Below are 23,532 nucleotides of genomic sequence, written 5' to 3' on the forward strand. Positions count from 1 at the left end.
GTTCATCCTATCGTTTTGGTTTCGAAATGGCTTCACGGAGCGGGAAGGCAAGGTCTATGATTCCGATAATCCGCATGGGTCCAATCAGAAACGTGGCAACAGCGAGCAGATACGGAATGACCGGATGCCATGATCTCGCATGTGCAGCAAAAAAGAAAAATCCGATGGCTTGAATCATGAAGCAGAAATTAATCAGCGGTGAGAAGTTGAGTGCAATCATCGTCAGAAAGCTGTTGTCTGTATTGCCAGCTACCAGCTGAAGAATAATGCCCAAGAAATAATACCATATCAAGGATCTTGGCAGTCTCCACTCACGGATTGGCTTAAGCCGGTTCACTCGGATTCCCATTCGGCCAAGAATAGGACGGGCAATAACATGGGTTAGAGAAGTCATCACCAGTGAAGTGACGATGAGCGCAAAAGGAATCATCTGAACGGTCGCGTTGCTCACTGCCTCCGCCATTTCTTCATCCATTACCAATCCATTCGTCAAGGCGTTGTTACCGCCCGATTCAGTTACCGGTGTCATCGTAAACTCGATCGTTTCACGAATATATTCAGAGAAATCAATTTGAAACAAAGTTGTGCTGATTAAGAGCAGTAGTAGAAATTCGGCCAGAATTGTGCCTGTTCCAAGCACCAAGGTGTTTAACGCAGGCTTTTGCTTCTTATAACAATGACCGATAAGAATCGCTGGAATTAAGAAAAATATACCAAATATTAAATAAATCGGACTTATGATCAGCCCAATCAAGAGTACGGGTATAACATGTACTAAGAATGACTTCAAATTTAATGAGGTATAAAGTATAACCCCTGGTAAAATAATCAGAAACACACTAATCGCTGTTAAAGGAGTTAACAGAGATAATAACAGAAGCAGATAAATCAGACTCCAAACAGCTGTTTTCCAGCGGAATTTCAAAATGTTCACCTCTTACGCATATGGTCTTCGAGAGCGGAAATGTCCTGGTACCAGTCCTCAAGCTGGTGACCTTCCTTCTTGTGCTTCTTGAGCTTCTCAACGAGCAGGTCATCCATATCTCTAAACGATATGCCGAGCCTCCGTCCCAGAATATAACTACTCATGATGAGACTCGCAAGGCTGTCACTGATTCGAGCGTTGCTTCCTTCCCATAGAGCCTTGAACAATCGTGACACTTGATCCAGCACTTCGGTTTTGAGCCATTCAATCACTTTTGCGCGCTTCGCGACATCTAGTTCTTTTGGCATGCTCATGCTCGTCACACTCCCGTAAAATGCTTTATTCTCCATTATAGCATAAGGGAATACCCATAAAAAGGCGACCCGCGGCCCTACAGCTTATAGGATGCAGTCAATCTCTAATGAATATGCCTGCTAGTTATAAATTTGCATCAGATTTCACAGAACCTCTAGACATGACATCTTCACAATACTCAATAATCTGGCTCCGTCTTACGATCCCGATGAACCGCTGCATATCATCCACGACAGGAACAAAATTCTGAACCTTCGCCAGCTTGATCAAGTCTTCCATGTTGGCATCAATCGATACAGGCTTGATATGTAAGCGCAGGGGTACATCCTTCAGCACATATTTTGAAGCGTTTTCAAATGTAATCTCTCCTCTGGAATTCTTCATATGCCACAGCAGGTCTCCCTCTGTCACCGTACCTTCGTACTTACCGTCCTTGCTGAGAATCGGTACCGCTGTAAATCTGTGATATTCCATCCGTTCAAGTGTCTGTCTGAGCGTTGCATCCGAGGTTACCGTGGCCACCTCTTGTTTCGGAAGCAAGAAAAAAGCAATATTCATATCGAGTTATTCCTCCTCTTTACACACAATTATAAGAACAACCCATTAGTATGGGATTTTGCGAAAAATAACTTCTTATTCCATTATATTCATATAAGACAACAAAATCAGCACCCGACCAAAAGAATGTCGTCAGTGCTGATTGTCGTACGTCTATGTTATTGAGATTGAGAAGGTATATTTTCGCTGCTCTCTGTAACATCGCTCTCGGTTTCGTCTTCTTTATTAAAATCCTCCGGCTTGAGCAGTGTTTCTTCCGTCGTATTCGGATCGAGCCAGTTCGCGATCATTTCTTTTGAATACTCATAATATTTCTCGTCGACTTCGGTATAAAATATACCGTCATCCTTTCTTACCCCTTCACCCATCATCGTGAAACTTAAAATTTCCGGGTTGCCTTGTGTAAGAACCTGCTTGGCAAGGTTAATAATAGATGTCGGATGCAGATCCGTCTGGAAATTCTCTCCCATAATATCAAACAGCTCTGGAATTTGGGAAATCTGTTTCACATTCAGCATACGGTTTGCTACAGCGTTCAAGAAGATCTGCTGTCTCTCTGCACGCTTAAAATCACTGTCTTCGCGGTAACGGATATAGTATAATGCCTCTTCCCCACTATAGATTGGTTTACCACCTTCGATAGTAAATTGCACATGATTCGGATTTTTATTAACGATATCTTCGGTAATCGGAAGCTCTACCCCGCCGATAGCATCTACAACCTGCTGAATGGCCATAAAGTTGACCGTTGCGTAATTGTTTACCTCATAGCCCAGGAATTTCTCAACCGTGTTGATCGCCATCTCCTCTTCGCCAAAGGCAAAAGCATGGGTAAGCTTATCGTAATCATTCATGCCGTCCTCATCTGCATCATGTCCTACAATCTCCACATAAGTGTCACGTGGAATAGAGACGAGCAGTACCCGGGATTCCTGAGGGCGAACTACAGCGTAAATGACGGTGTCTGAACGACCGCGGGTCTTCTCATACGGTCTTGCATCCGTACCTAACAGCAGTACAGAGAAGGGCTCATCCTGATATACAACGGGCTCTGCGCTGGCACTCCCGGATGGTTTATATGATTTTTCAAGCTGGTTCTCGACCGTGCCTGACAAGAATAGATCAAATGCGGCTATAGCAATCTGTTGACGGAACGGATAAGCGACCGCGACTACAACGACAAGAGTCAGGAGGGTGATGAGTAAGCCTCTTCCTCTCCTTTTTCTACGATGCCTGTTTCTGCTTCTAGATCTCATAGTTCATTCCTTCTCTATTAGATTTGTAGATTCGTCTTATGTGAAAGCAACGTCATAACAGTATTATTTTCGGCACATTCTGCCCTAGAATGTATCCCTCTATTATGATGGCCTATTATTTTTCATCCTGCAACTTGTACATTTTGCTATATTACCATAATAATCAGAAGTTAGGGATGCTGCAAATTGTCATATTTAAACGAAGAAGAAGCCCTTTCCGCAGAAAGAGCTCCTTTTCTTACAATTTCAATGATTGATATTAATGTGATACCTGTCTATTCTCTTCCCTTTGATTCCTCTTCTTGCTGCGAATCTTTCCCGTCACTAGTGATGCCGCTGCCGTAAGGATACTGAAGATCAGAGCAGACCAGAATAAACTGCTGTATCCTTGGTTCACCGTCAAATCCAGTGCCTGTGTTAATGCATCCGAAATGGAGGTATCCGGGATGGAAGCGAAAGCTTCACGAATAGAGTTCACATCCGTTGAAGCCATCTGTGTTTCCCCCATATATTGCTGCAGTACGGAAGGATCGGCCTGAATCCCCTCCTCTGCGAAACTCGCCTCTATGTTGGCACCAAAGCTTGAGAAGGAACGTGCGAGAAAACCGGCAAAGACCGTTGGCGCAATAGCCATCGCCATCTGCCTGAATAACGAACTGGTTGCCAGCGCAATGCCTCGTTCTGACTCCTTCGCATCCTCCGTAATAAGAACATTGACGGGTGCTCCCAGCATTACGCTAAATCCAAGCCCGACAAACAAGCTTGAAATGACCATTTCCCATAAGCTGTCGACCCATAACGCAAATAGAAGGAAGCCAAACGCACTTATTAAACCAGCTACCGTAAGTGTCCAGATCGGACCTTTGCGATCTACGTACATCCCGCCAAGCGCCGAACCTACACCAGCAGCAAGGGCAAGCGGAGTGAACCAATACCCGGAAGCCGTGCTGGATACACCAAGATACTGTTCCACGAATCCGGGAATGAAAATGACCGATGCCAGGATCGCGCCCGAGAAAAAGGCAATGAGCAGCGTCCACAAAAAAGACGGTACTCGAAGCATTTGGGTGGAAATGACCGGACTAGCTCCTTGAAGCTCCATTCTTTTTTCCCAATAATAAAACAGAATCAGCATGATCAGCCCGCCAGCAAAGTATCCATAAAATCCAGGTTCGCCCATGCTGGTCAATAGGCTGACTCCTTCAAGGTTCGTGAAGCTGAACATGACTCCCAGTACCCCTAAGGAGAGCAGACTGACACCGATCCAGTCCATCTTCGCAGTACTTAGCTCCTGCTCCTCGCTAATGAATTTGTAGCCCAGAAGTAGTAGCAGTATCGCAATGGGCACATTAATGAGAAACAGCCAATGCCAGTTGCCCGTGAGCTGAAGCAGCAGAGAACCGACATTGGGTCCCAGTACGGCAGCTACTCCATTCATCGCACCCAGCATCCCTAGTGCTCCACCCTGTTTCTCTTTAGGGTAGGTACTGAGCACATAAGAGCTTGCAATAATGAATATTCCGCCGCCCCCTAGGGCCTGAATTAGCCTTGCGCCCAAGAACATTACAAAGTTTGGGCTTAATGCCACGAGCAATGATCCAAGCCCGAATAAAGCCACTTCGATCATAAACAGCTTCTTCCGCCCATATCGGTCCGACAGCTTGCCTGCAATCGGTACACTTATGGCGAGGCCCAGTGTGTATAAAGTGATTGTCCATGCTCCCCAGTTCGGTGATACCCCGAATGAAGCGTTCAATGTTGTTAAAGAGGAAGTAATAATGCCATTATCCAAGGCAGCCATGAACACACCGACCGCAAAAATAATGAGCGGCCATTGTAATTGCTTTTTCATTCATATCCCTCCGAGACCTAGGATTCCAACTCAAGATCTATAATTAACCCAAGAGTCAATTATTATCATACGCCTATAAATTCAAAAGTAAAGATAAAATTATGTAACTATAAACATATATTTTAGGTATTTATATTTCTAATATGATATATATTGTAAATTGAACACCCTCAGCTCGCTTTGAAAAATAAAAAAGAGCAAGGTATCTGTTGTCTCCCTGCTCTTCATTACTCATGCCTTTCTATTGTAGCGGCTATCCGTCTGTCCTTGGTTTTGGCTAACTCAATTTTATATGGTTCGGTCGACGGCCTGCCGCAGTGCCAATGCCCACTGCTTATGCCAACCTCCCGCCGTGTATCCGTGTGAATATCCGTAGTTTAGCAAATCTCTAGCTTCGTTAAATCGTTGTTCCTGTGACTCGGCTCCAAGCACGACAGCAACGAGCCTCTTGCCGTTCTGCTCGGCAGTCCCTGCATAACTGTATCCGGCTTCCTCTGTATATCCTGTTCTGAGTCCGTCTACCCCTTCATAGGAGTAAGGTCCACTGATCTCTTCCAGCATCCAGTTGGTATTACTCATGTAGAGGCCTTTACCCTTTAATTCCACTTGCGGACGACTTGCCATCTTCAGAATTTCCGGATGCTCCCGAATGAGATGGGCTGATAATAACGCAATATCACTCGCAGTCATATAATTGTCTGTAGGGCCACCTGCCGAGGAAGTATTTCCTGTCACATTATGATATATCGTATGGACCGAGAGCCCTAATTCCTTGGCTTTGTCATTCATTCGATCAATGAATACATCCTCAGATCCCAAAGCATGCTCAGCGAGAGCAACCATCGCATCATTCGCCGAATATACCGATACAACTTCAAGCAGCTCTCTTACTGTAAACTGATCTCCTGGGCTAAGCGCCACCTGCTGTCCTTCGACATCGTTAGCATTCTGGCTGATTTCAACTTGATCATTCCAGGAAATATGTCCTGCTGAGATCTCATCCATGATGATCAGCTGGGTCATCAATTTGGTAATACTCCCTGTTGGCAACGGAACATCACCATTGATGTTCATAATGACTTCTCCTGTATTTGCGTCCATCAACAATGCAGCATTCGATTGAATGGCGGGCTTCCCGACTAATATTCCCGGTCTGATGATAATCACAAACAGCGCAAGAATAACGACTATAGCACTGCTTCGCAAAATCCACTTTTTCATATAGCTTGTCCCCCATTCTCCTGAATACGCCGCATTTCATATGTTGATGTTGTTTTCTTCTATGTATTTGACTCTCGTTATAGTTTTTATTAAACACTTCTATATATATAGACGTATGAAATGACAATTTTGTCTGCACTTTTTTAAAATTTTTTCTCTTTTTTTCATTCCAATTTTTTACTGCTTCAAAAACACCTGCTTTTTATGGAACTATGCATCTTGATTCATTGGTCCTCCCTTGGCCCTGCTTCCATATAATCCAATAAAAAAAAGAGCATCATCTCCTCTACCCTATCGGATATGGAAATGATGCTCCTTAACAATTCAACTGATAATATTGTCCGTTCGCAAGCAGGACCCCAAACCCAAGCTTGTAACGTTATTTATGCAAAATGACATGCAACATAGTGATCATTGCCCATGTTGCGATATTCTGGAATTTCCTGCTTGCAAATATCCGAAGCGAGCGGGCAGCGTGTATGGAACTTACAGCCCGAAGGCGGATTCGCCGGGCTTGGAATATCGCCTTTCAGCACAATTCTCTCCCGTTTGATTGTCGGATCTGGAATCGGCACAGCAGACAGCAGTGCTTTGGTATAAGGATGAAGTGGATTCTGGAATAGATCATCCTTACTAGCCATCTCTACCATCGAGCCCAGATACATGACTCCGATTCGGTTGCACAAATGCTCGACAACACTAAGATCATGGGATATGAACAAATAAGTGAGCTGTTTCTCTGCCTGCAGATCACTCAGCAAGTTAATAATCTGAGCCTGGATGGATACATCCAGAGCAGATACAGGCTCGTCCGCCACAATAAAATCAGGGTTAAGGATGAGCGCGCGCGCAATCCCGATACGCTGACGCTGACCGCCTGAGAACTCATGCGGGAAACGATTATAATGGTAGCTCGACAGACCACAGATCCGAAGAATTTCTTCTACACGCTCCCGAAGCTCTTTTTTGGGAATAAGCTTATGATCCAGCAGTGCCTCACCAATTGCTTCTCCAACCTTAATTCGTGGATTCAGGGAGCTGAAGGGATCTTGAAATACAATCTGCATCTGTGGACGGATGCTTCTCAGCTGCTGTTTAGACAGCTTATGGATATCCTGGCCTTTGAAAAGAACACTTCCCTCTGTTTTCTCCAGTAGACGAAGAATGGTTCTGCCAATCGTACTCTTGCCGCAGCCAGACTCGCCGACCAGTCCAAAGGATTCGCCTTTATAGATCGTAAATGATACATCATCTACCGCTCTTACATTCCCAACCTGGCGCTGAAATACACCGCCTGTGATCGGGAAGTACTTCTTGAGGTTTTTGACCTCCATAAGCGGTTCTGCTAATTTACTTGGTCTTACTTCAGTTACTGTCGCACTAGTTACTTCTGTCATCGTACCTTCGCCTCCTCCTCGTACAGCCAGCAAGCCACTTTATGTCCTTGCTCATTCTTTCGAAGCGGCGGCTCCTTCTCACGGCAAATGCTCATGCAGAACTCGCAGCGATCATGGAAATGACAGTTATTCTCCAAGTCCACAGGGTTAGGTACCTGGCCTGGTATAGAGTAGAGACGCTCTTGTCTTTGGTTAATAATTGGCTTTGCTTTAAGTAATCCCTTGGTATAAGGGTGCTTCGGTTCTCTGAACAGCTCATATACGGAAGCTTCCTCGATGACTTTTCCAGCATACATAACGACAACGTAATCTGCCATTTCGGCTACAACACCAAGATCATGGGTAATGAGCATGATCGAAGTGTTGAACTTCTCTTTAATATCCCGCATCAGATCGAGAATCTGAGCTTGGATCGTAACATCAAGCGCTGTGGTCGGCTCATCGGCAATCAGCAGCTTAGGATTACAGCTGAGGGCAATCGCAATCATAATCCGCTGACGCATACCTCCACTCAGTTCATGAGGATAGGAGTCTACAATTACCTCAGGACGCGGAATACCCACCAGACTAATCAGCTCAATGGCTCTCTTGCGTGCTTCCTTCTTATCGAGCAGCTGGTGCAGCATGAGCGGTTCACTAATCTGCTCCCCGATCGTGAGAACCGGGTTTAAGGAAGACATCGGCTCCTGGAATATAATCGATATCTCGTTGCCTCGAAGCTTGCGCATTTCATTATTGCTCAGTTTCAATAGATCTCTGCCTTCGAACAAGATTTCTCCTCCGGCAGAAGGAGTATCGAGCAAGCGCATGAGTGACATTGCAGTAACACTCTTGCCGCAGCCAGATTCCCCAACGACGCATACGGTCTCGCCTTCTCGTATAGTAAAGCTGACGTCATCTACGGCTTTGACGATCCCGGCGGATGTATGAAAATGCGTTTTTAAGTTGCGAAATTCTACAAGTTCTTTTGCCATGTTCGCATCTCCCTACTTTTTCATTTTAGGATCGAGCGCATCACGAAGCCCGTCACCGATTAAGTTAATGCCTATTACTGTTACCAGAATACAAACCCCTGGTGGAATCCATACCCAAGGTCTCTTACGGAATTCAATCAGACTATTGGCATCGGATATCATATTGCCCCAAGATGGAGTTGGCGGCACTACGCCGAGACCCAGATAACTGAGTGCTGATTCACTCAAGATCATGCTCGCCACAAGCAGTGTAGAAGTAACGATAATGATCGGTACTGTATTCGGAATGAGGTGTCTGAAGATCTTGCGACTATCCCGAAGTCCAAGCGCTTCTGTCGCCTGCATAAACTCCTGCTCGCGGAGAGAAAGAATCTGGCCGCGTACCATTCTTGATAAAGTTGTCCATCCCATGACACCCATAATCAGGATTAGGAAGTAAACTCGATAATCCGGATGGACCTTCAAATCAGACAAAATCGCGCCCATGATGATCAACAACGGTAGCGACGGAATTGCCATGAAGATTTCAGCAACACGCATGATGATCGTATCTACAAATCTTCTATAAAATCCTGCCAAGGCACCGAGTACAGATCCAAGCACAACAGCAACAAAAGTAGCTACAAATCCAACTAAAAGAGATATTCTTCCAGACAGCATAATTCGAAGCAAAATATCGCGGCCGAGCTTATCCGTACCCAGCCAGTGCTGTGCATTCGGCGGCTGATTTTTGTTCGCTACAGAATAGTCTGACAAGCTATACGGGGACATCATCGGACCAAACACACAGAACAAAACCATAAAGACTAAAATTAAAAGTCCCATTACCGCGAGCCGATTGCGAGTAAATCGACGTAATGATATACGCCACGGAGAATCTGGCCGCTTAACTGGAACTTGAGTATTCGACTTAAGGGGTGCAGCCTCAATCGCCAATGTAATCTCCTCCTACTTTAACCTTATTCTAGGATCTGCGGTTCCATATAGTACATCCGACAGCAGCGTACCTATTAAGGTTAGTGCCGAGATGAAGACGGTGAAACCAAGCATAAATGGATAATCCCGCATATTGATTGACTCCATATACACTTGTCCAACACCAGGCCATACGAATATTTTCTCAAGGATAATGGCTCCTCCAAATAATCCGGGAAGTTCAAATCCCATCAGCGTAATAGCAGGAAGCATGGCATTACGAAGCGCATGCTTGAAGATAACGGTTCTCTCTTTCAACCCTTTAGCACGGGCCGTTCGAACGTAATCCTGCCGAATAACCTCCAGCATGCTTGTCCTGAAATAACGAGTCAGAGTTCCTGTACTTAGCATGGTTAGTACGAGTATTGGAAGGAAGCTATGATTTACAACATCTAAAAAATATGTCCAAATTGACATATTTGACGCCCCTGCTGAACTCATTCCCCCCACTGGGAACCATCCCAGGTCAACAGCAAGAAACTTAATTAATACGAGTCCAATGAAAAAGGAAGGAAGCGACATACATAGGAACACAAGTAAAGTTACCACTTTATCAAAGAAAGAATATTGAAATTTAGCAGAGAATACGCCTGTAAATACGGCAATAATCCAGCTGAAGATCATACTGAAAAAGGCTAGCACGAAAGAATTCCACACATAATCTCCAATAACATCTGTTACCGCCCGCTTATGCTGAAGTGACTCACCCATGTTCCCGGTAAGCATATTGCCTACCCAAGTAAAATACCGCTCTACTAGGGGTTTATCCAGACCATATATTGCACGAAGCTGAGCCGCTCTTTCTTCTGTCATCTGCGGGTTTTGCTGTGAGGTAATGAAATCTCCAGGCACCAATGCTGTTATGGCAAACAAGATAATGGTGATTCCGATCATCGTCGGAATCATCTGCAGCAGCCTCCGGATAATGTACTGCTTCATAATATTCCTCCCGGTTAGAAAAGTAGATAAGCTCAGCTCTTGCCAGAGCTGAGCTTATCGTTATCATGCTGATTTAATTATTCTCCGATTTCGGCTTTGTACAGATCAATAGTGAAGTCTTTGTAAGGTGTGATTTCTAGGCCGTTAATGCGTCCATTGATCGCCCAGCCGTCACGTCTTTGGTACATCAAGATATCCGGAATCGTTGCATTAAGCTCTTGATATGCCTTAGCGTAGATTTCTTTACGCTTCTCGAGATCAAGTTCTGCTTTACCTTGTGCTGCCAGCTCATCATAGGCTGGATGAGAGTATCCAAGGCGGTTCTGAGCACCGTCAGTTGTATAAACGGTTGTATCTGGATCTGGAGTCAAGCCCCAAGCCATAAAGAACATTTCAAAGTTTCCTGATTCAGCCTTCTCAGTAATAGCGTTGAAATCAAGCACTTCAGCTACGACTTCAATGCCAAGGTCTTTATAGTTCGCAGTCATGATTGGAAGAAGTGCATCTACTACGACGTTATCCGCTGTCGCGGAGAAGTCGATTTTAAATTTTTCACCGTCTTTCTCACGGATACCATCCGCACCTACAGTCCAGCCTGCTTCGTCTAGAAGTGCTTTAGCCTTTTCGGTATCAAATGCATAGGCTTCAATGCCTTCTTCGGTATAAGCCCAGGATTGCTTGGATTGTGGAATATTGATAACATCAGCAAATTTGCCGTATACCGCTTCTACAATCTCAGCGCGATTAAGGCCATACACCAAGGCTTGGCGCACTTTCACATCAGAGAATTTCGGACTTGTATGATTCATACCGATGTATCCATATCCGTTCGTTGGGAAGATGTTCAGATCCAAGAATCCAAGGGCCTGAGCCATTTCAACGTTATCTTCATCGACTGTGAGCATATCCATGTCGATTTCACCGGATTCCAGCATCGCAAGTCTTGTTTCGTCGGTAGTCGTTTTGTAAATTACATTCTTAATTTTTGGTGCTCCCAAGTAGTAATCCGGGTTTGCTTCAAATACAACCTCTTGACCGGGAGCAAAGGATTTCAATACATATTGACCAGAACCGATTGGCTTGTCATTCAGAGCCTTGACTCCATCCAGGTTGCCTTGGGTATAGGACTTACCATAGTAATCAGATGGAATAAATGGAACTCCTGCCAAGTTTACTTGCGTCAAAGCTGTTGCTTCTGTAACTTCAACTTGAACCGTGTGATCATCAACAATGGTTACACCAGAGATTTCATCTGCCTTGCCATCATAGTACTCTTGTCCACCTTTGATCTTCCAAGAGAGTGGATCAGACTGACCATCATAGCTGCTGTCATGGTACATTTTAAGAGCTAAGTAATAGTCATTTACGGTTACTGGAGAACCGTTTGTGTATTTCAGATCTGGCTTCAGCTTGAAGGTGTATTGCAAACCATCTTCACTAACCTCGATGCTCTCCGCAAGTCGAGGAGAGTAAGTGCCGTCAGCATTAATACCTTGGAAGGATTCAAAAATAAGATCGTTTACCCATATATCATAGGTTGTACTTGCAAAGAGAGGATTAAAAATACCTGCAGGGGATGTAACCCCTACAATTAAAGTGTCGGTACGGTTTGTTGCTGTTCCTGGATTCATCGACATATCCGTCGCTTCAAACAAACCATCATTCTGCGTAGCATCTTCTGCTGCTGGCTCTTCTGCCGGCTCTTCTGGTGTCTCTGCCGGTTCAGTTGTTTCTGCAGGTGTTTCCCCCGTCGTTGGTTCTTCAGCTGTTGATCCGCCGGAGCATGCTGCCAGCACAGTAACCAGCATGAGCATGATCACAAGCATTAGCGAAAATCTCTTTCTCATGAAAATCCTCCTCGTAAAATTCTATAATGCTTGTTGCTTATAAATTATCAGGATAATTATGTATGAATACTTATCCATGAATAATTACAGAGGTGAGTAAATTTAATCATGATGCACTGTTGTGTATTGAAAGAAATAGAGCGAAATGCTAGTTTGTAAATGATAGGACGATGTGTAGAGTGAATATTGTTTAAACGTTGATGGTTAGTCTCGTAAGATGTGAGCTTCTCTAGTTGTGGAGTAGATCTAAATAAATCGATGGTCTTAGTGCTAAGTCTATGAGGTCAAAATGTGAAAAGGATAGGAAGTTTTAGACCAAAGGTCAATAAATGTAAGATGAACCTACATTTTCAAATCTAAATAAGTTATTGTAATAATACGTGTAAATATTACTAACGTCAATAATTTTTTCATATTTTCATTAAAAATGTTGTTTAAAAGACCTGTGACGGGGTATATAGACCTGATTATATAGATCTAAACTTCTAGATTGTGTTGAGGACTTTCTTCTTAAAATATCGGTTTTTAACTCTAAACATGACATGCCTTTCACACAACTTAGCTGGATTTAGCTTAAAATGTGTTAATATATGTTATATTATATAACACAAAATTAACTTTGTTGATTTGGATTTATCTGCTATGATGATTCTGAAATGAGGTGGAAAGTGGATTGGTGTGATAACTAGCGTGGTTCAGGTTCTTCAAAGTAAATTAACATATGCTTTATAGTTCTATTATATTTGTTGATTATAATAGAACTTTTTTCCTATTATACAATTATCTTTATTAATTTCAAGTCAAAAATGATGAATCCCACGAATAATTCTAAAAATGATGGGGGCTGCTACCATTTCATCACATACTACGAAAAGAAGTAAGCTCTATCATGCGCAGAGCTTACTTCTTTTATATTTCTTATTTTCTTACTTAGTGTAAGATTGATAATTAATTGAGTTATTCGCTTGCTTCCAAATCCTCTGGCTCGATCTCATAACCTGGGGGTCTCTTCCCGCGCTGTAGTTCAGCAATACTATAGCCAAAGTCATACTGCAGATGCGGATAATCAGGGAAATTGGCCCAGTCCCCGCCCCACTCAAACCCAAGACTTTTGGCAATGGCGACGACTTCCATCCAGTCGGATTCACCATTGTTGTTCCCATCATACTCCATGTCCCATATCACTTTGTCTTCGGATACCCGAATTGCAAAATCTATTGCAAGGCCATAGTTATGATATGATTCCCCTCCACGTGCAGAGGTGACAATCTGTCCTTCCGTCGTTCTACCTTGCTCATACAGCTCATTTTGTCTCTCTTCACTGCGATGACCTTCTGTGATCATGATTTGTATACCTTTTTGCTTCGCAAGTTCTACCAGCTGAGATTTCTTCGCTGCCACTTCAGGATGGAGCTCTGTTACATGTTTTGGCTCGTCCTCTTCAAACAATAGATTAGGACTCCCCCAATCTATATTAAATGATTCCGTTTGAGAGATATAATAGATAAGGCCCAATACGAGAAAAACAAAAAAAATAGGCCCACTAGATCTTCGCTTCTGTTTATACTGCCGCTGTCTGTTCATAACCACTCCTCAAGCTTTTTAGATGAATGATGAAAGCTATGTATTCTATTATATTCGTTCTACCATTCCAGGAACAACCCTACAAAAAAAGGACAGCCTGCTAAGTAGCAGACTGTCCTTCCCGTTCACTGAATCGTTAACTATTCAGTTGTGTACGGAAGCAATGCGATTTGACGGGAGCGTTTAACTGCAATCGTCAACATGCGTTGGTATTTTGCGCTTGTGCCTGTTACACGGCGTGGCAAAATTTTTCCGCGCTCACTGATAAATTTACGAAGCAGATCCGTATCTTTATAGTCAATGTGAGTAATTTTGTTAACAGTGAAGAAGCACACTTTACGACGTTTGTTACGGCCGCCGCGGCGAGCCGGTCTTTTATCGTTGTCTCCGCCTTCTCTTTGTTTGAAGCTCATGCTATTCAGTCCTTCCTAATTAAAATGGCAAATCATCATCCGAAATATCAATCGGTTTTCCGTCATCGGAAAAAGGATCCTGATTGTTCCGTGAGAAATTGTTATTGCTATTATTCCCGCGGCCACCGCCTCCATAAGAAGGCTCTTCACGCATACCACCACCGTTATTATTCGCGTTGCCGCCATCACGGTTGGATTCCAAGAAACGAACGTTATCTGCAATAACTTCGGTTACGTATACACGCTTTCCTTCGTTATTTTCGTAGTTTCTTACTTGGATGCGCCCTTCGACGGCTGTCAAACGGCCTTTACGCAAATAATTTGCGCAAGTCTCCGCCAGCTGTCTCCAGGTAACGACCGGTATAAAATCAGCTTCTCTTTCCCCGCCTTGGCTTGTAAACGGACGGTCTACAGCAATGGTAAACTGCGTTACGGCTACCCCTGCAGGTGTGTACCGCAATTCTGGGTCACGAGTTAACCGGCCGATCAGAATGACTCGGTTTAACAATCTAATCCCCTCCTTCTGAGCGTAGTTCTTACAAAATCACTTGAAACGAATTAAGCAACAACGTCGTTCGTGATGAGATAACGAATTACTTCGTCAGAAATTTTCATGATACGTTCCATTTCAGAAACGACAGCTGGTTCAGCAGTGAAGTTAACCAACACATAATGACCATCACGGAATTTCTTGATCTCATACGCAAGACGGCGTTTACCCATAACGTCGTGTTTTGTAATTTCACCACCGCCGTTGGAGATGATGCCTTGGAATTTTTCGACTGCAGCTTGAACAGCTTCTTGTTCAATGTCAGGACGAATAATGTACATCACTTCGTATTTGCGCATACTAGCACCTCCTTATGGACTTAAGGCCCTCAAGTCATCGCTTAAGAGCAAGGAACGAGATTAAACTCGCACCATATCAATATACCATTTTCAATAAACGAGTGCAAGCACATGTTCTCTTTTACCAATGTTGATCAGACATGTTCCTCCAAGAGACTGCGCACAATAGCCAATGTGACACAATTTTTCAATCAGAATATTGAAGGAGGGCATTTCAAATGGGTGAAAAAACCGAGTTTGAACCAGGAGACAAAGCACCTAATGATGGAGAGTACACGGAGATTGGTGAACGAAGCTTCCATACCGAGATCAACGATCCGAAGCGAATCAATCTCAAAAAAGGGGAGACTTTCCCTGAAACCTCAAACCATAATCGAAAATGGAAGAAGCTGACCAAAGCCCGAGTTCACTAAGGCGATGAGCAGAAAAAGGGATCAGAATGGTCATGTTATACGTAAGCAAGCTCGATCTTTGTAAATCCAAGCTTTACCAATACAATTCCCGGTTATAATTCGCTGATGCGGATATAATACAATCAAGGCAGTGCTTCACAGAGAGGTGTGGTTCCGTTGGATGATTTGAAGACAGAGCCGGACTTATTCATTTGAAGGAGGGTCTTTAACGTGGCGATAGAAGCGGAAGGTAATGTGCAATTGATGAAGTAATTATGGATTCAGATGCACTGGTATTGCGTAGCAGTACACCGAGCTTCTAACTGAAGCTGTCGTAGAAGATGTTTTCTTTAAAAAAAATGCACTGCCCCCCATAAAGGACCCGAAAGGGTCCTTTTTTGGTGACTATAGACAACAAGCAACAATCAGGCACCCTTGACATTCACGTCCATAACGACAAAAGACCCTGCATTCAATGCAGGGCCTAATCTCTATATAGTTAACAGTTAAATGGTGTGGCGGAAAGAGAGGGATTCGAACCCTCGCACGCCGCAAGGCGCCTAACTGATTTCGAGTCAGTCCCCTTATAACCTCTTGGGTACCTTTCCGCAGCACTTTATATTATACACTTTTGCTTGTCTGTTGGCAAGCACTGTTTGAGCCTACGCTTGCCCTTGCGGATCCTCAGCCGAGCGGAGCACTTTCTTAAAATTTTTTTCAAACTTAGCGCGTGGTACAAGTACACTATGTTTACAGCCTACACACTTAATTCGGATATCCATGCCCATACGAATAATTTCCATCTCGTTGCTTCCACAAGGGTGCGGCTTTTTCATCTGAACGATGTCCCCCAGATTAAACACTTTACGCTCCATTCGAACCATCCCCCGTATTATCTTCAGTAGCTGCGGCGGCTTCTAGTTCAGCAAGCCTTACGCTCTCCTTATGTTCCAGTGCTTCTTTTACATCCATTTTAATTAGACGTTCCACTTCATGATTGGCATTGGGCAGACACTCCGCCACTACTCGAATTACATATTCAGCGGTTGTCATGGATTGTATGCCAACCACCTCCGGAACCATTAAGACATTGCTGTTACGCTCAGGCAGGTTCTGAACAGCTTCCTTCACCATTCTCATGCTCTCTCCCAGCTGCTCCTCGCCTTTCATCGGGATATCCACAACCGCACGGGAATTGGCCATCGAATAGTTGGTTACCGTCGTAATGGTTCCATTAGGAATGATATGCACTTCTCCTGTAAAACTAACAATCTTCGTCGTTCGAAGACCAATGACCTCCACTGTTCCCTTCAGCGTCCCTGATTGAACAACGTCACCCACCGCGAACTGATCCTCTAATATAATGAAGAATCCGGTAATAATGTCTTTGACCAAGCTTTGCGCACCGAAACCGATCGCTAATCCGAGTACCCCAGCACTGGCGAGTACAGGCCCGAGATTCACACCCATTTGAGATAAAATGAGGAGTACAAGAATGAAGTTACATACGATAGATACCACATTTTTGAGCAGCTCGCCTACTGTGTTTACACGTCTTTTATTGATTCTGATTCTTCTCTCTGACTGCCGATTCAGCAGCGACCGATCAATGACATTATGAAGCACCTTAATCGCAATCCGGGTCAGAATAAATACAATAATGATCTGTAGTGCAATTCCTGCGTAATGAATCCACATATTGGTGTCCGTGACCCAATTCCAGAAGACATCACTTAAACGCTTGGCTTCATCAACGGTCCCTTGAACGGCTTCCCCTACATTTTCAGTGAGTGTTCCGTCATCGGGGGTAGCCGCTGGATCAGGAGCGGTTCCTCCTGTATCTGTTCCGGTATCGGTAGTTTCCTCCGTCGGGGCTGTGCCGGCCGTTCCAGAAGTCTCTTCCGGTGTTTCATTTGTTTCCGTTTCAGGAGTCGTTCCTGATGCTTCAAACCACATTAATACTCCTCCCCTTCGTGTTCACAACAATCGACTTGTATATACTCAGCACCTTTTTTTTCATAGATGCCGCGAATCTCCACTTTTTCACTCACGATGATTTGATGGACTTGTCTTAAATCCTCCGATGGAAACTGGATGGACAGTGCGCAGCCTGCCGTTATTTCCTTCGGCGTTGGATAGGTATCGATATCAATTCCTGCATAGTCGAGCAGCATTTCTGCGCGAAGTGCCTGCTGCGTTGAATCAAATGCGATGGTCAGCCACAACTCCATCCTCTACCTCCAGTCTATCAATACGAATGGTACGAAGTATAAAAACCAAGCTTCTTCCATATACTATTTACTACTAATCCAAGCACGAAAGGAAGATAGTGCGCTATGAATCGGATTCCAAAAGCGATAAATTTACAGGACATGCCTGGTTTAAAGCTACAGCATACCGATCCGGGAGTACATTCAGCTATTATTCATCGTTTATTATTTCACCTGTTTGAGGCACCTAATCACAAAGAGATCGTTATCGTATGCATTGGCACCGACCGGTCTACAGGCGACTGCCTGGGCCCACTTGTTGGAACCGCATTATCCGAGCATAACAGTCCTTTCTTCCATCTCTATGGGACGCTGGAAGATCCGGTTCACGCCATGAATCTTCAGGATACGCTCACAATGATATACAGCAAGCACACAGATCCCTATATTATCGGGATTGACGCCTGTTTAGGTCAAGCCTCCAGTGTGGGCTGCATTCAGGTTGCGTCAGGTCCGCTTAAACCAGGAGCAGGTGTAAATAAAGAACTGCCGCCGGTAGGCGATATCCACTTAACAGGGATCGTCAATGTCGGCGGCTTCATGGAATATTTCGTTCTGCAGAATACTCGGCTAAGTCTTGTTGTCCGGATGTCCAACATCATTGCACACAGCCTGTATGCTGCGCTAGTAGAATGGCATAATCGTTCTACTCTGCTTGCCGTGCAAGAGTAATGGCTTCCTTCTCTTCGTTTGAGAGCGTATATGTGGACTCTCCCCCTTGCAGGGGCTTGGCATATACGTAGGAGCCATCTCTATTGTAGAGTCCAGTCAGGACAAGCCCATCCTCTTTCTCGTTCAGCATAGCAATGGAAAAACTCAGATCGGCTCCACGGTCACCATAAGCATTATAACGTTTAATACCCATTTTCCCTTGAATTCGATCAAGTTTTTTATTCATTCTGGCAACCATGTCTTTATTCGCACCTTGCTCGTCCTCAATCGCATCCATCTGCACCTTCAGGTTCAATAGTAGGGACTCCAAATCTTCTACGCCCGTACTGGACATAAACTTGTTGTAATTTTTGCGCAGCTTACTGACTTTAGCTGTCTGCACAATCAACATGATCAATAAAATGATCAGCACCAATACAATCCCAAACACAATCAAAGGCAGTTGTTCCAGAATCAGCTCATTCATTTCTGTCATTTATTGCTCCTACTCCTAACGTCTTTTACATTGGTTCTTTTGGGACTCATGCAGAATCCTTACTTACCTATTCGCCAGCTCACGAACAGCAGCAAGCAATATGGCCACTTCTCTCTCATTAGAGTTTACACCAAAACTAGCCCTGACTGCACCTTGCTTCGCTGTACCTGCGCTTTCATGGGCAAGTGGAGTACAATGATACCCTGCACGAACTGCAATACCGAACTGCCTATCTAATGTAAAGGCAAGCTCTGCAGCATCTATCTTCTCACTATAGAATGCAACAAGTCCACTTCTCGGTTCTCCCAGGTCTGGACCCAGCGTCTGAATACCAGGAATTGTACCTAAGCCCTCCATTAGCAGCTGTGTTAGTTTCCATTCATGCTGATAGATTTGCTCCGTCGTCATCTCCAGTACATAATCTACACCTGCACCTAATCCAGCAATACCTATCGTATTTGGGGTCCCCGATTCATAACGGTCCGGTCTTACGGTTGGTTGATCAATCGCTTCCGATTGACTTCCGGTTCCACCATGGATCAAGGGCTCTAAATCAATCGAGGGATGAATGTATAGCCCTCCGGTACCTTGCGGACCGAGCAATCCTTTATGCCCAGGAAAAGCCAGCATATCTATACTCATTCGTTCCACATCAATATCTAGAACTCCAGCGCTTTGCGCAGCGTCGACAAGAAAGTGAATTTGATGTTTCCTAGCTATTCGTCCTATCTCTTCAAGGGGAAGAATACTTCCTAATAGATTCGAGCTATGGGATACAACGATCAGCTTCGTACGATGTCGAATGGTTTGTTCTAACATGGAAATGGAGATTTGTCCCTGATCATCAAGAGGCAGATAGTCTACTTCTACCTGCTTGTGTGTTTTCAGATACTCGATCGGTCTTCGGACAGAATTATGCTCCATCATCGTGGTAATGATATGATCCCCTGAATTCACAATTCCCTTGATCGCCATATTTAAGGCAAGTGTTGTGTTAAAAGTATACACAATATCATTCGGGTTATGAATATGGAACAACTCTGCCAGTTTCCTTCTCGTATTAAATAATACTCTGCTGGCTTGTACAGCCATAGAATGGCTTCCCCGACCTGGGTTGGCCCCTGCGATGTCCATCGCCTGCAGCATCGCTTCTTTCACTGATTCCGGCTTCGGCCAAGACGTGGCAGCATGGTCTAAATAGACGATACCTTCTCTGTTCCCCTTCATATGTCAGTCCTCCCTAAACACAACAAATGACATACCTCATCTTCCCTTACGGTAAGAGGACGATATGTCACCTCAAACGAACACCCTTCATTACCTTGCCTATCTTTTGGTCGCACCTACCTACTGCAATTGCAACAGCTCAAGTAATCTTTCCAGATCTTGTTGACTGTAATAGTTCAGTTCGATTTTACCTTTGTCTTTGTTGGCTTTGATCTTTACTGTCGTTTGGAATCGATTACGCAGGCTTTCTTCTACATTTTCAATATATGGATCTCTCTTTTTCTGTTTTACCTTTGCCTTTTGATCTTCATTCTTGCGATCCAATTGTTGTACGGCTTCTTCTAGCTCCCGTACACTCCACTGTTGCTGGATGCATTGCTTTGCCAATTCTTTAACAACCTTTTGCTCCTTGATTCCCACAATAGCTCTCGCATGTCCCATGGATAATGTTCCACGTGAAACATGCTCCTTTACTTCCTCAGGCAACGCGAGCAATCGTAAAAAATTGGCGATATGGGATCTTGATTTACCTACCTTCATCGATAACTCTTCTTGGGTGAGAGAAAATTGATCCATCAGCCCTTGGTATGCAACAGCTACCTCCATCGCATTCAAGTTCTCTCGTTGTAAATTCTCGATCAGAGCAATCTCCATGACCTGTTGTTCCGTAAAATTTCTTACGACCGCAGGTATGGTAGATTTGCCACAGAATTGGGATGCGCGAAAACGACGTTCTCCTGCAATAATTTCATAGCCCTTCAGTACACTTCGTACAATAATGGGTTGAATTACACCATGCTGTCGAATCGACTCAGCTAACTCTTGAATAGAATCTTCATCGAACGTTTTTCTAGGTTGGTATGGATTTGCTCGCAGCTGGCTCAGTGGTATTTCCACAATCTTGTCATCTTCGTTAATCGAAAGCGAAGGTATAAGTGCATCCAAGCCTTTACCCAAACGCTTACTCATATGAGATCACTTCCTTTGCCAACTCTAAATATACTTCAGCTCCTCTTGAACGAGGGTCATAAGTAATAATGGATTGTCCATGTGATGGAGCTTCACTTAGACGTACATTTCTCGGAATAATTGTCTGGTATACTTTCTGTTGAAAGTACTTTTTCACTTCTTCAATCACTTGTATACCTAGATTAGTACGTGCATCGAACATCGTCAATAAGACACCTTCAATTTGCAGTGAGGTATTCAAGTGCTTTTGTACAAGGCGAATGGTGTTTAACAGCTGACTCAGTCCCTCCAGCGCATAATACTCGCACTGAATAGGGATAATGACCGAATCGGAAGCTGTTAACGAATTAATGGTGAGCATGCCCAAGGATGGAGGGCAATCAATGAGGATATAATCATACTCGTCCTTAACGAGCTGCAGTGATTTCTTAAGTCTGACTTCACGCGATATCGTTGATACAAGCTCAATTTCTGCACCTGCAAGCTGGATTGTTGCTGGAATAATATGCAGGCCTTGAATACTTGTCTCGACTATCGCTTCTCTAGGATGAATCTCTTCAATAAGCACATCATAAATGCAATGAGCTACATCTGCTTTGTTAATACCAACTCCGCTGGTTGTATTCCCTTGGGGATCTATATCTACGAGAAGCACTCGTTTACCTAACGAGGCCATTCCCGCGCCCAAATTGACAGAAGTCGTGGTCTTCCCTACTCCGCCCTTTTGGTTTGCTACGGCAATAATCTTCGACACTTCGTTCACCTCAAATATAGAAGTCATTCCTTGGGGTATGAGATACATGATTCAGATAGATAGCCTGGACCACTTCATTTGTAAGTTTGTCATTTCATACTAGATTTGCAGACAAAAGTCTCAAACTCAGTAAGCCTTCTACTCTACTCTGCTATCTAAAAAAGCGGCTGAATTGCCGCTCAAGAACTATTCATTACTTGCGTTTAGGGATCTGAATCAATATTTCGTAATGATCTTCATGATCCGATTCCTTCGTCTTAATATCCATGCCTGAACCAGACACCATATCTATGGATTGGCGAATCGTATTTAGTGCCAGTCGCACATCCTTTGTAAAGGAGATACGTTTGGATTTCTTAACGGTTGTCGCTTCCTTATAAAAAGCAACTCTTGCTTCGGTTTGTTTAACATTCAGCTCTTTGCTGATGATTTCTTCTAACAATTTCAGCTGTAACTCCAATTGATCCAGTGACAATAAAGCTCTGGCATGTCGCTCCGAAATTTTACGTTCCATCAGTGCATTCTTCACTTCTTCAGGAAGCTGCAGGAGTCTGATTTTGTTCGCAATCGTAGACTGACTTTTGCCAAGACGCTGTGCAAGGCTCTCTTGTGTCAGCTGATGTAAGTCTATTAACTTCTGATAGGCAACTGCTTCTTCTATGGCCGTAAGCCCTTCACGCTGCAGATTTTCAATGAGAGCAATAGAAGCCGCTTGAGAATCATTAAATTCTCTTACAATCGCTGGGATATGGTCCATTCCAAGCTTCTTCACGGCACGCCAGCGTCTCTCACCCGCAATAATCTCATACTGGGAATTACGAATACGGACTACAATCGGCTGAATAACACCATGCGTTTTGATCGTCTGGCATAACTCATCAATCTTCTCGTCATCAAAAATCGTACGGGGCTGATACGGGCTGCTGACAATTTCGTTAATCGGAATTTGCTTTACTTCATCCCCGCCACTGCGTTCCGTCAAACCAAATAACTTAGAAAATTGTTCTTTCATTCCGTATATTACCACCTAATTTCATAATAGTGCCTTGAAGGACACTTCACTGTCTTACCTTCGCTTCGGTATACAAAGAATTACAGCATGCTACACCTGAGTATGTAAAAGTTAAAAATATCAGTAGGAATGGTGTTGATGCTCCACTTTATACGACATAAACTCACGATATATAAATAGACTGAACTACAATGAAGCTTCCGACATCTTAATACGGCATAGATCAAATTGATGTCTGAATCTCCCATTCATTCTACTATGTATTCTATCACTTTTTCTCGCATAATCCTATTCAACAATCGATTTATTTCTTTCTTTTCCGCTATGAAAATAAGCTGTGAAAACACAACATGTTTTATGCCTAATCTACTCTTTTTTCTGTTAAACAAGTTAGAATTCAATGGTCAACTTAATAAAAGAGATTTCATCAGTGGTAACATGATTAGTGGAGAGCAGCATGATAGAACAACTTCATGTATTTCCCTAAGAGGTAAGCTTGGTGGCAGGTGATAGCTCAAAATCGAGCTGCGGCGTGGGATCTATGCATTTGAATAAGAAGCCGGAACCAAATGGGAATGAAATAGGAACATGAACATGAACATGAACTTGAATAGGAATTAGATGATCTACCTACTCCTTGTATCTAGAATGTGATT

The 23,532-nt window shown here is 43.8% G+C and carries 25 protein-coding genes and 1 tRNA gene; 2 read left to right on the forward strand and 24 right to left on the reverse strand.

Annotated features, from left to right (window positions below; all coding sequences use genetic code 11):
• Window positions 1-7: 7 nt before the first annotated feature.
• The 15 genes from BLW49_RS13070 to rpsF all read right to left on the reverse strand — a co-directional run bounded on the left by BLW49_RS13070 (window position 8) and on the right by rpsF (window position 15,105).
• A complete protein-coding gene (locus BLW49_RS13070; RefSeq protein ID WP_076314162.1) occupies window positions 8-925 on the reverse strand; it encodes a DUF2232 domain-containing protein in 918 nt (305 codons plus the stop codon).
• Between the two features lie 5 nt (window positions 926-930).
• Window positions 931-1,233 carry a MazG-like family protein gene (locus tag BLW49_RS13075; protein ID WP_076314584.1) on the reverse strand — a complete coding sequence of 101 codons (303 nt, stop codon included), beginning with the start codon at window positions 1,231-1,233 and terminating at the stop codon, window positions 931-933.
• Between the two features lie 130 nt (window positions 1,234-1,363).
• The gene (locus BLW49_RS13080) at window positions 1,364-1,798 is read right to left on the reverse strand and encodes a CBS domain-containing protein (protein ID WP_047912583.1); all 435 of its coding nucleotides are present in this window, start codon (window positions 1,796-1,798) and stop codon (window positions 1,364-1,366) included.
• Window positions 1,799-1,956: 158 nt separating this feature from the next.
• Window positions 1,957-3,054: an LCP family protein gene (locus tag BLW49_RS13085; protein WP_090725032.1), complete on the reverse strand. Its 1,098-nt coding sequence runs from the start codon at window positions 3,052-3,054 to the stop codon at window positions 1,957-1,959.
• A 259-nt stretch (window positions 3,055-3,313) separates the two neighbouring features.
• A complete protein-coding gene (locus BLW49_RS13090; RefSeq protein ID WP_076314160.1) occupies window positions 3,314-4,906 on the reverse strand; it encodes an MFS transporter in 1,593 nt (530 codons plus the stop codon).
• Between the two features lie 288 nt (window positions 4,907-5,194).
• Window positions 5,195-6,127, reverse strand: coding sequence for a D-alanyl-D-alanine carboxypeptidase family protein (locus BLW49_RS13095; RefSeq protein ID WP_076314159.1), 933 nt, complete (start codon window positions 6,125-6,127; stop codon window positions 5,195-5,197).
• Between the two features lie 383 nt (window positions 6,128-6,510).
• Window positions 6,511-7,524, reverse strand: coding sequence for an ABC transporter ATP-binding protein (locus BLW49_RS13100; protein ID WP_076314158.1), 1,014 nt, complete (start codon window positions 7,522-7,524; stop codon window positions 6,511-6,513).
• Window positions 7,521-8,498, reverse strand: coding sequence for an ABC transporter ATP-binding protein (locus tag BLW49_RS13105; protein WP_076314157.1), 978 nt, complete (start codon window positions 8,496-8,498; stop codon window positions 7,521-7,523). Before BLW49_RS13105 ends, BLW49_RS13100 begins: the two co-directional genes overlap by 4 nt.
• 12 nt (window positions 8,499-8,510) lie before the next feature.
• Window positions 8,511-9,434 carry an oligopeptide ABC transporter permease gene (gene opp4C / locus BLW49_RS13110; RefSeq protein WP_090725035.1) on the reverse strand — a complete coding sequence of 308 codons (924 nt, stop codon included), beginning with the start codon at window positions 9,432-9,434 and terminating at the stop codon, window positions 8,511-8,513.
• A 12-nt stretch (window positions 9,435-9,446) separates the two neighbouring features.
• The gene (locus BLW49_RS13115; protein WP_076314155.1) at window positions 9,447-10,412 is read right to left on the reverse strand and encodes an ABC transporter permease; all 966 of its coding nucleotides are present in this window, start codon (window positions 10,410-10,412) and stop codon (window positions 9,447-9,449) included.
• A 77-nt stretch (window positions 10,413-10,489) separates the two neighbouring features.
• Window positions 10,490-12,259: an ABC transporter substrate-binding protein gene (locus BLW49_RS13120; protein ID WP_090725038.1), complete on the reverse strand. Its 1,770-nt coding sequence runs from the start codon at window positions 12,257-12,259 to the stop codon at window positions 10,490-10,492.
• A 957-nt stretch (window positions 12,260-13,216) separates the two neighbouring features.
• Window positions 13,217-13,843: a M15 family metallopeptidase gene (locus tag BLW49_RS13125; RefSeq protein WP_090725040.1), complete on the reverse strand. Its 627-nt coding sequence runs from the start codon at window positions 13,841-13,843 to the stop codon at window positions 13,217-13,219.
• Between the two features lie 140 nt (window positions 13,844-13,983).
• Window positions 13,984-14,256, reverse strand: a complete 273-nt coding sequence (rpsR, locus tag BLW49_RS13130; RefSeq protein ID WP_047912573.1) for a 30S ribosomal protein S18 — start codon at window positions 14,254-14,256, stop codon at window positions 13,984-13,986.
• A 19-nt stretch (window positions 14,257-14,275) separates the two neighbouring features.
• Window positions 14,276-14,764: a single-stranded DNA-binding protein gene (ssb, locus tag BLW49_RS13135; RefSeq protein ID WP_090725042.1), complete on the reverse strand. Its 489-nt coding sequence runs from the start codon at window positions 14,762-14,764 to the stop codon at window positions 14,276-14,278.
• 50 nt (window positions 14,765-14,814) lie between these two features.
• Entirely contained in the window at window positions 14,815-15,105 is a 291-nt protein-coding gene (rpsF, locus tag BLW49_RS13140) for a 30S ribosomal protein S6 (protein ID WP_047912571.1), read from the reverse strand.
• 218 nt (window positions 15,106-15,323) lie between these two features.
• Here rpsF and BLW49_RS13145 point away from each other — a divergent pair, with 218 nt between their 5' ends.
• Window positions 15,324-15,518 carry a YjzC family protein gene (locus tag BLW49_RS13145; RefSeq protein ID WP_076314151.1) on the forward strand — a complete coding sequence of 65 codons (195 nt, stop codon included), beginning with the start codon at window positions 15,324-15,326 and terminating at the stop codon, window positions 15,516-15,518.
• 495 nt (window positions 15,519-16,013) lie between these two features.
• On the opposite strand, the gene BLW49_RS13150 is transcribed toward BLW49_RS13145, so the two are convergent.
• From BLW49_RS13150 to BLW49_RS13165, 4 genes are all read right to left on the reverse strand, one after another.
• A tRNA-Ser gene (locus BLW49_RS13150) sits at window positions 16,014-16,105 on the reverse strand.
• Window positions 16,106-16,159: 54 nt separating this feature from the next.
• On the reverse strand, window positions 16,160-16,372 hold the full coding sequence (locus tag BLW49_RS13155) for a DUF951 domain-containing protein (protein ID WP_076314150.1): 213 nt from the start codon (window positions 16,370-16,372) through the stop codon (window positions 16,160-16,162).
• Window positions 16,362-17,453, reverse strand: coding sequence for a mechanosensitive ion channel family protein (locus tag BLW49_RS13160; protein WP_256209746.1), 1,092 nt, complete (start codon window positions 17,451-17,453; stop codon window positions 16,362-16,364). The genes BLW49_RS13155 and BLW49_RS13160 overlap by 11 nt, the downstream gene beginning before the upstream one ends.
• Entirely contained in the window at window positions 17,453-17,728 is a 276-nt protein-coding gene (locus tag BLW49_RS13165) for a putative Se/S carrier protein (RefSeq protein WP_076314149.1), read from the reverse strand. Before BLW49_RS13165 ends, BLW49_RS13160 begins: the two co-directional genes overlap by 1 nt.
• 105 nt (window positions 17,729-17,833) lie before the next feature.
• Here BLW49_RS13165 and yyaC point away from each other — a divergent pair, with 105 nt between their 5' ends.
• Window positions 17,834-18,439, forward strand: a complete 606-nt coding sequence (yyaC, locus tag BLW49_RS13170; RefSeq protein ID WP_076314148.1) for a spore protease YyaC — start codon at window positions 17,834-17,836, stop codon at window positions 18,437-18,439.
• Here the strand turns inward: yyaC and BLW49_RS13175 are convergent.
• The 5 genes from BLW49_RS13175 to noc form a co-directional block, all read right to left on the reverse strand.
• Window positions 18,414-18,914, reverse strand: a complete 501-nt coding sequence (locus tag BLW49_RS13175; RefSeq protein WP_076314147.1) for a DUF4446 family protein — start codon at window positions 18,912-18,914, stop codon at window positions 18,414-18,416. The two genes, yyaC and BLW49_RS13175, sit on opposite strands and share 26 nt — an antisense overlap.
• A gap of 63 nt (window positions 18,915-18,977) precedes the next feature.
• Window positions 18,978-20,141 (reverse strand): aminotransferase class V-fold PLP-dependent enzyme, encoded by a 1,164-nt coding sequence (locus tag BLW49_RS13180; protein WP_090725044.1) that lies wholly within the window; start codon window positions 20,139-20,141, stop codon window positions 18,978-18,980.
• Between the two features lie 120 nt (window positions 20,142-20,261).
• Complete coding sequence (locus tag BLW49_RS13185; protein ID WP_076314145.1) at window positions 20,262-21,110, reverse strand: ParB/RepB/Spo0J family partition protein; 849 nt, start codon at window positions 21,108-21,110, stop codon at window positions 20,262-20,264.
• Window positions 21,103-21,864: a ParA family protein gene (locus tag BLW49_RS13190; protein WP_076314144.1), complete on the reverse strand. Its 762-nt coding sequence runs from the start codon at window positions 21,862-21,864 to the stop codon at window positions 21,103-21,105. The genes BLW49_RS13185 and BLW49_RS13190 overlap by 8 nt, the downstream gene beginning before the upstream one ends.
• Before the next feature lie 193 nt (window positions 21,865-22,057).
• A complete protein-coding gene (gene noc, locus BLW49_RS13195; RefSeq protein ID WP_090725046.1) occupies window positions 22,058-22,876 on the reverse strand; it encodes a nucleoid occlusion protein in 819 nt (272 codons plus the stop codon).
• Window positions 22,877-23,532: the final 656 nt, after the last annotated feature.

The organism is Paenibacillus sp. PDC88, assembly GCF_900106725.1.
GTDB classification, from domain to species: domain Bacteria; phylum Bacillota; class Bacilli; order Paenibacillales; family Paenibacillaceae; genus Paenibacillus; species Paenibacillus shunpengii.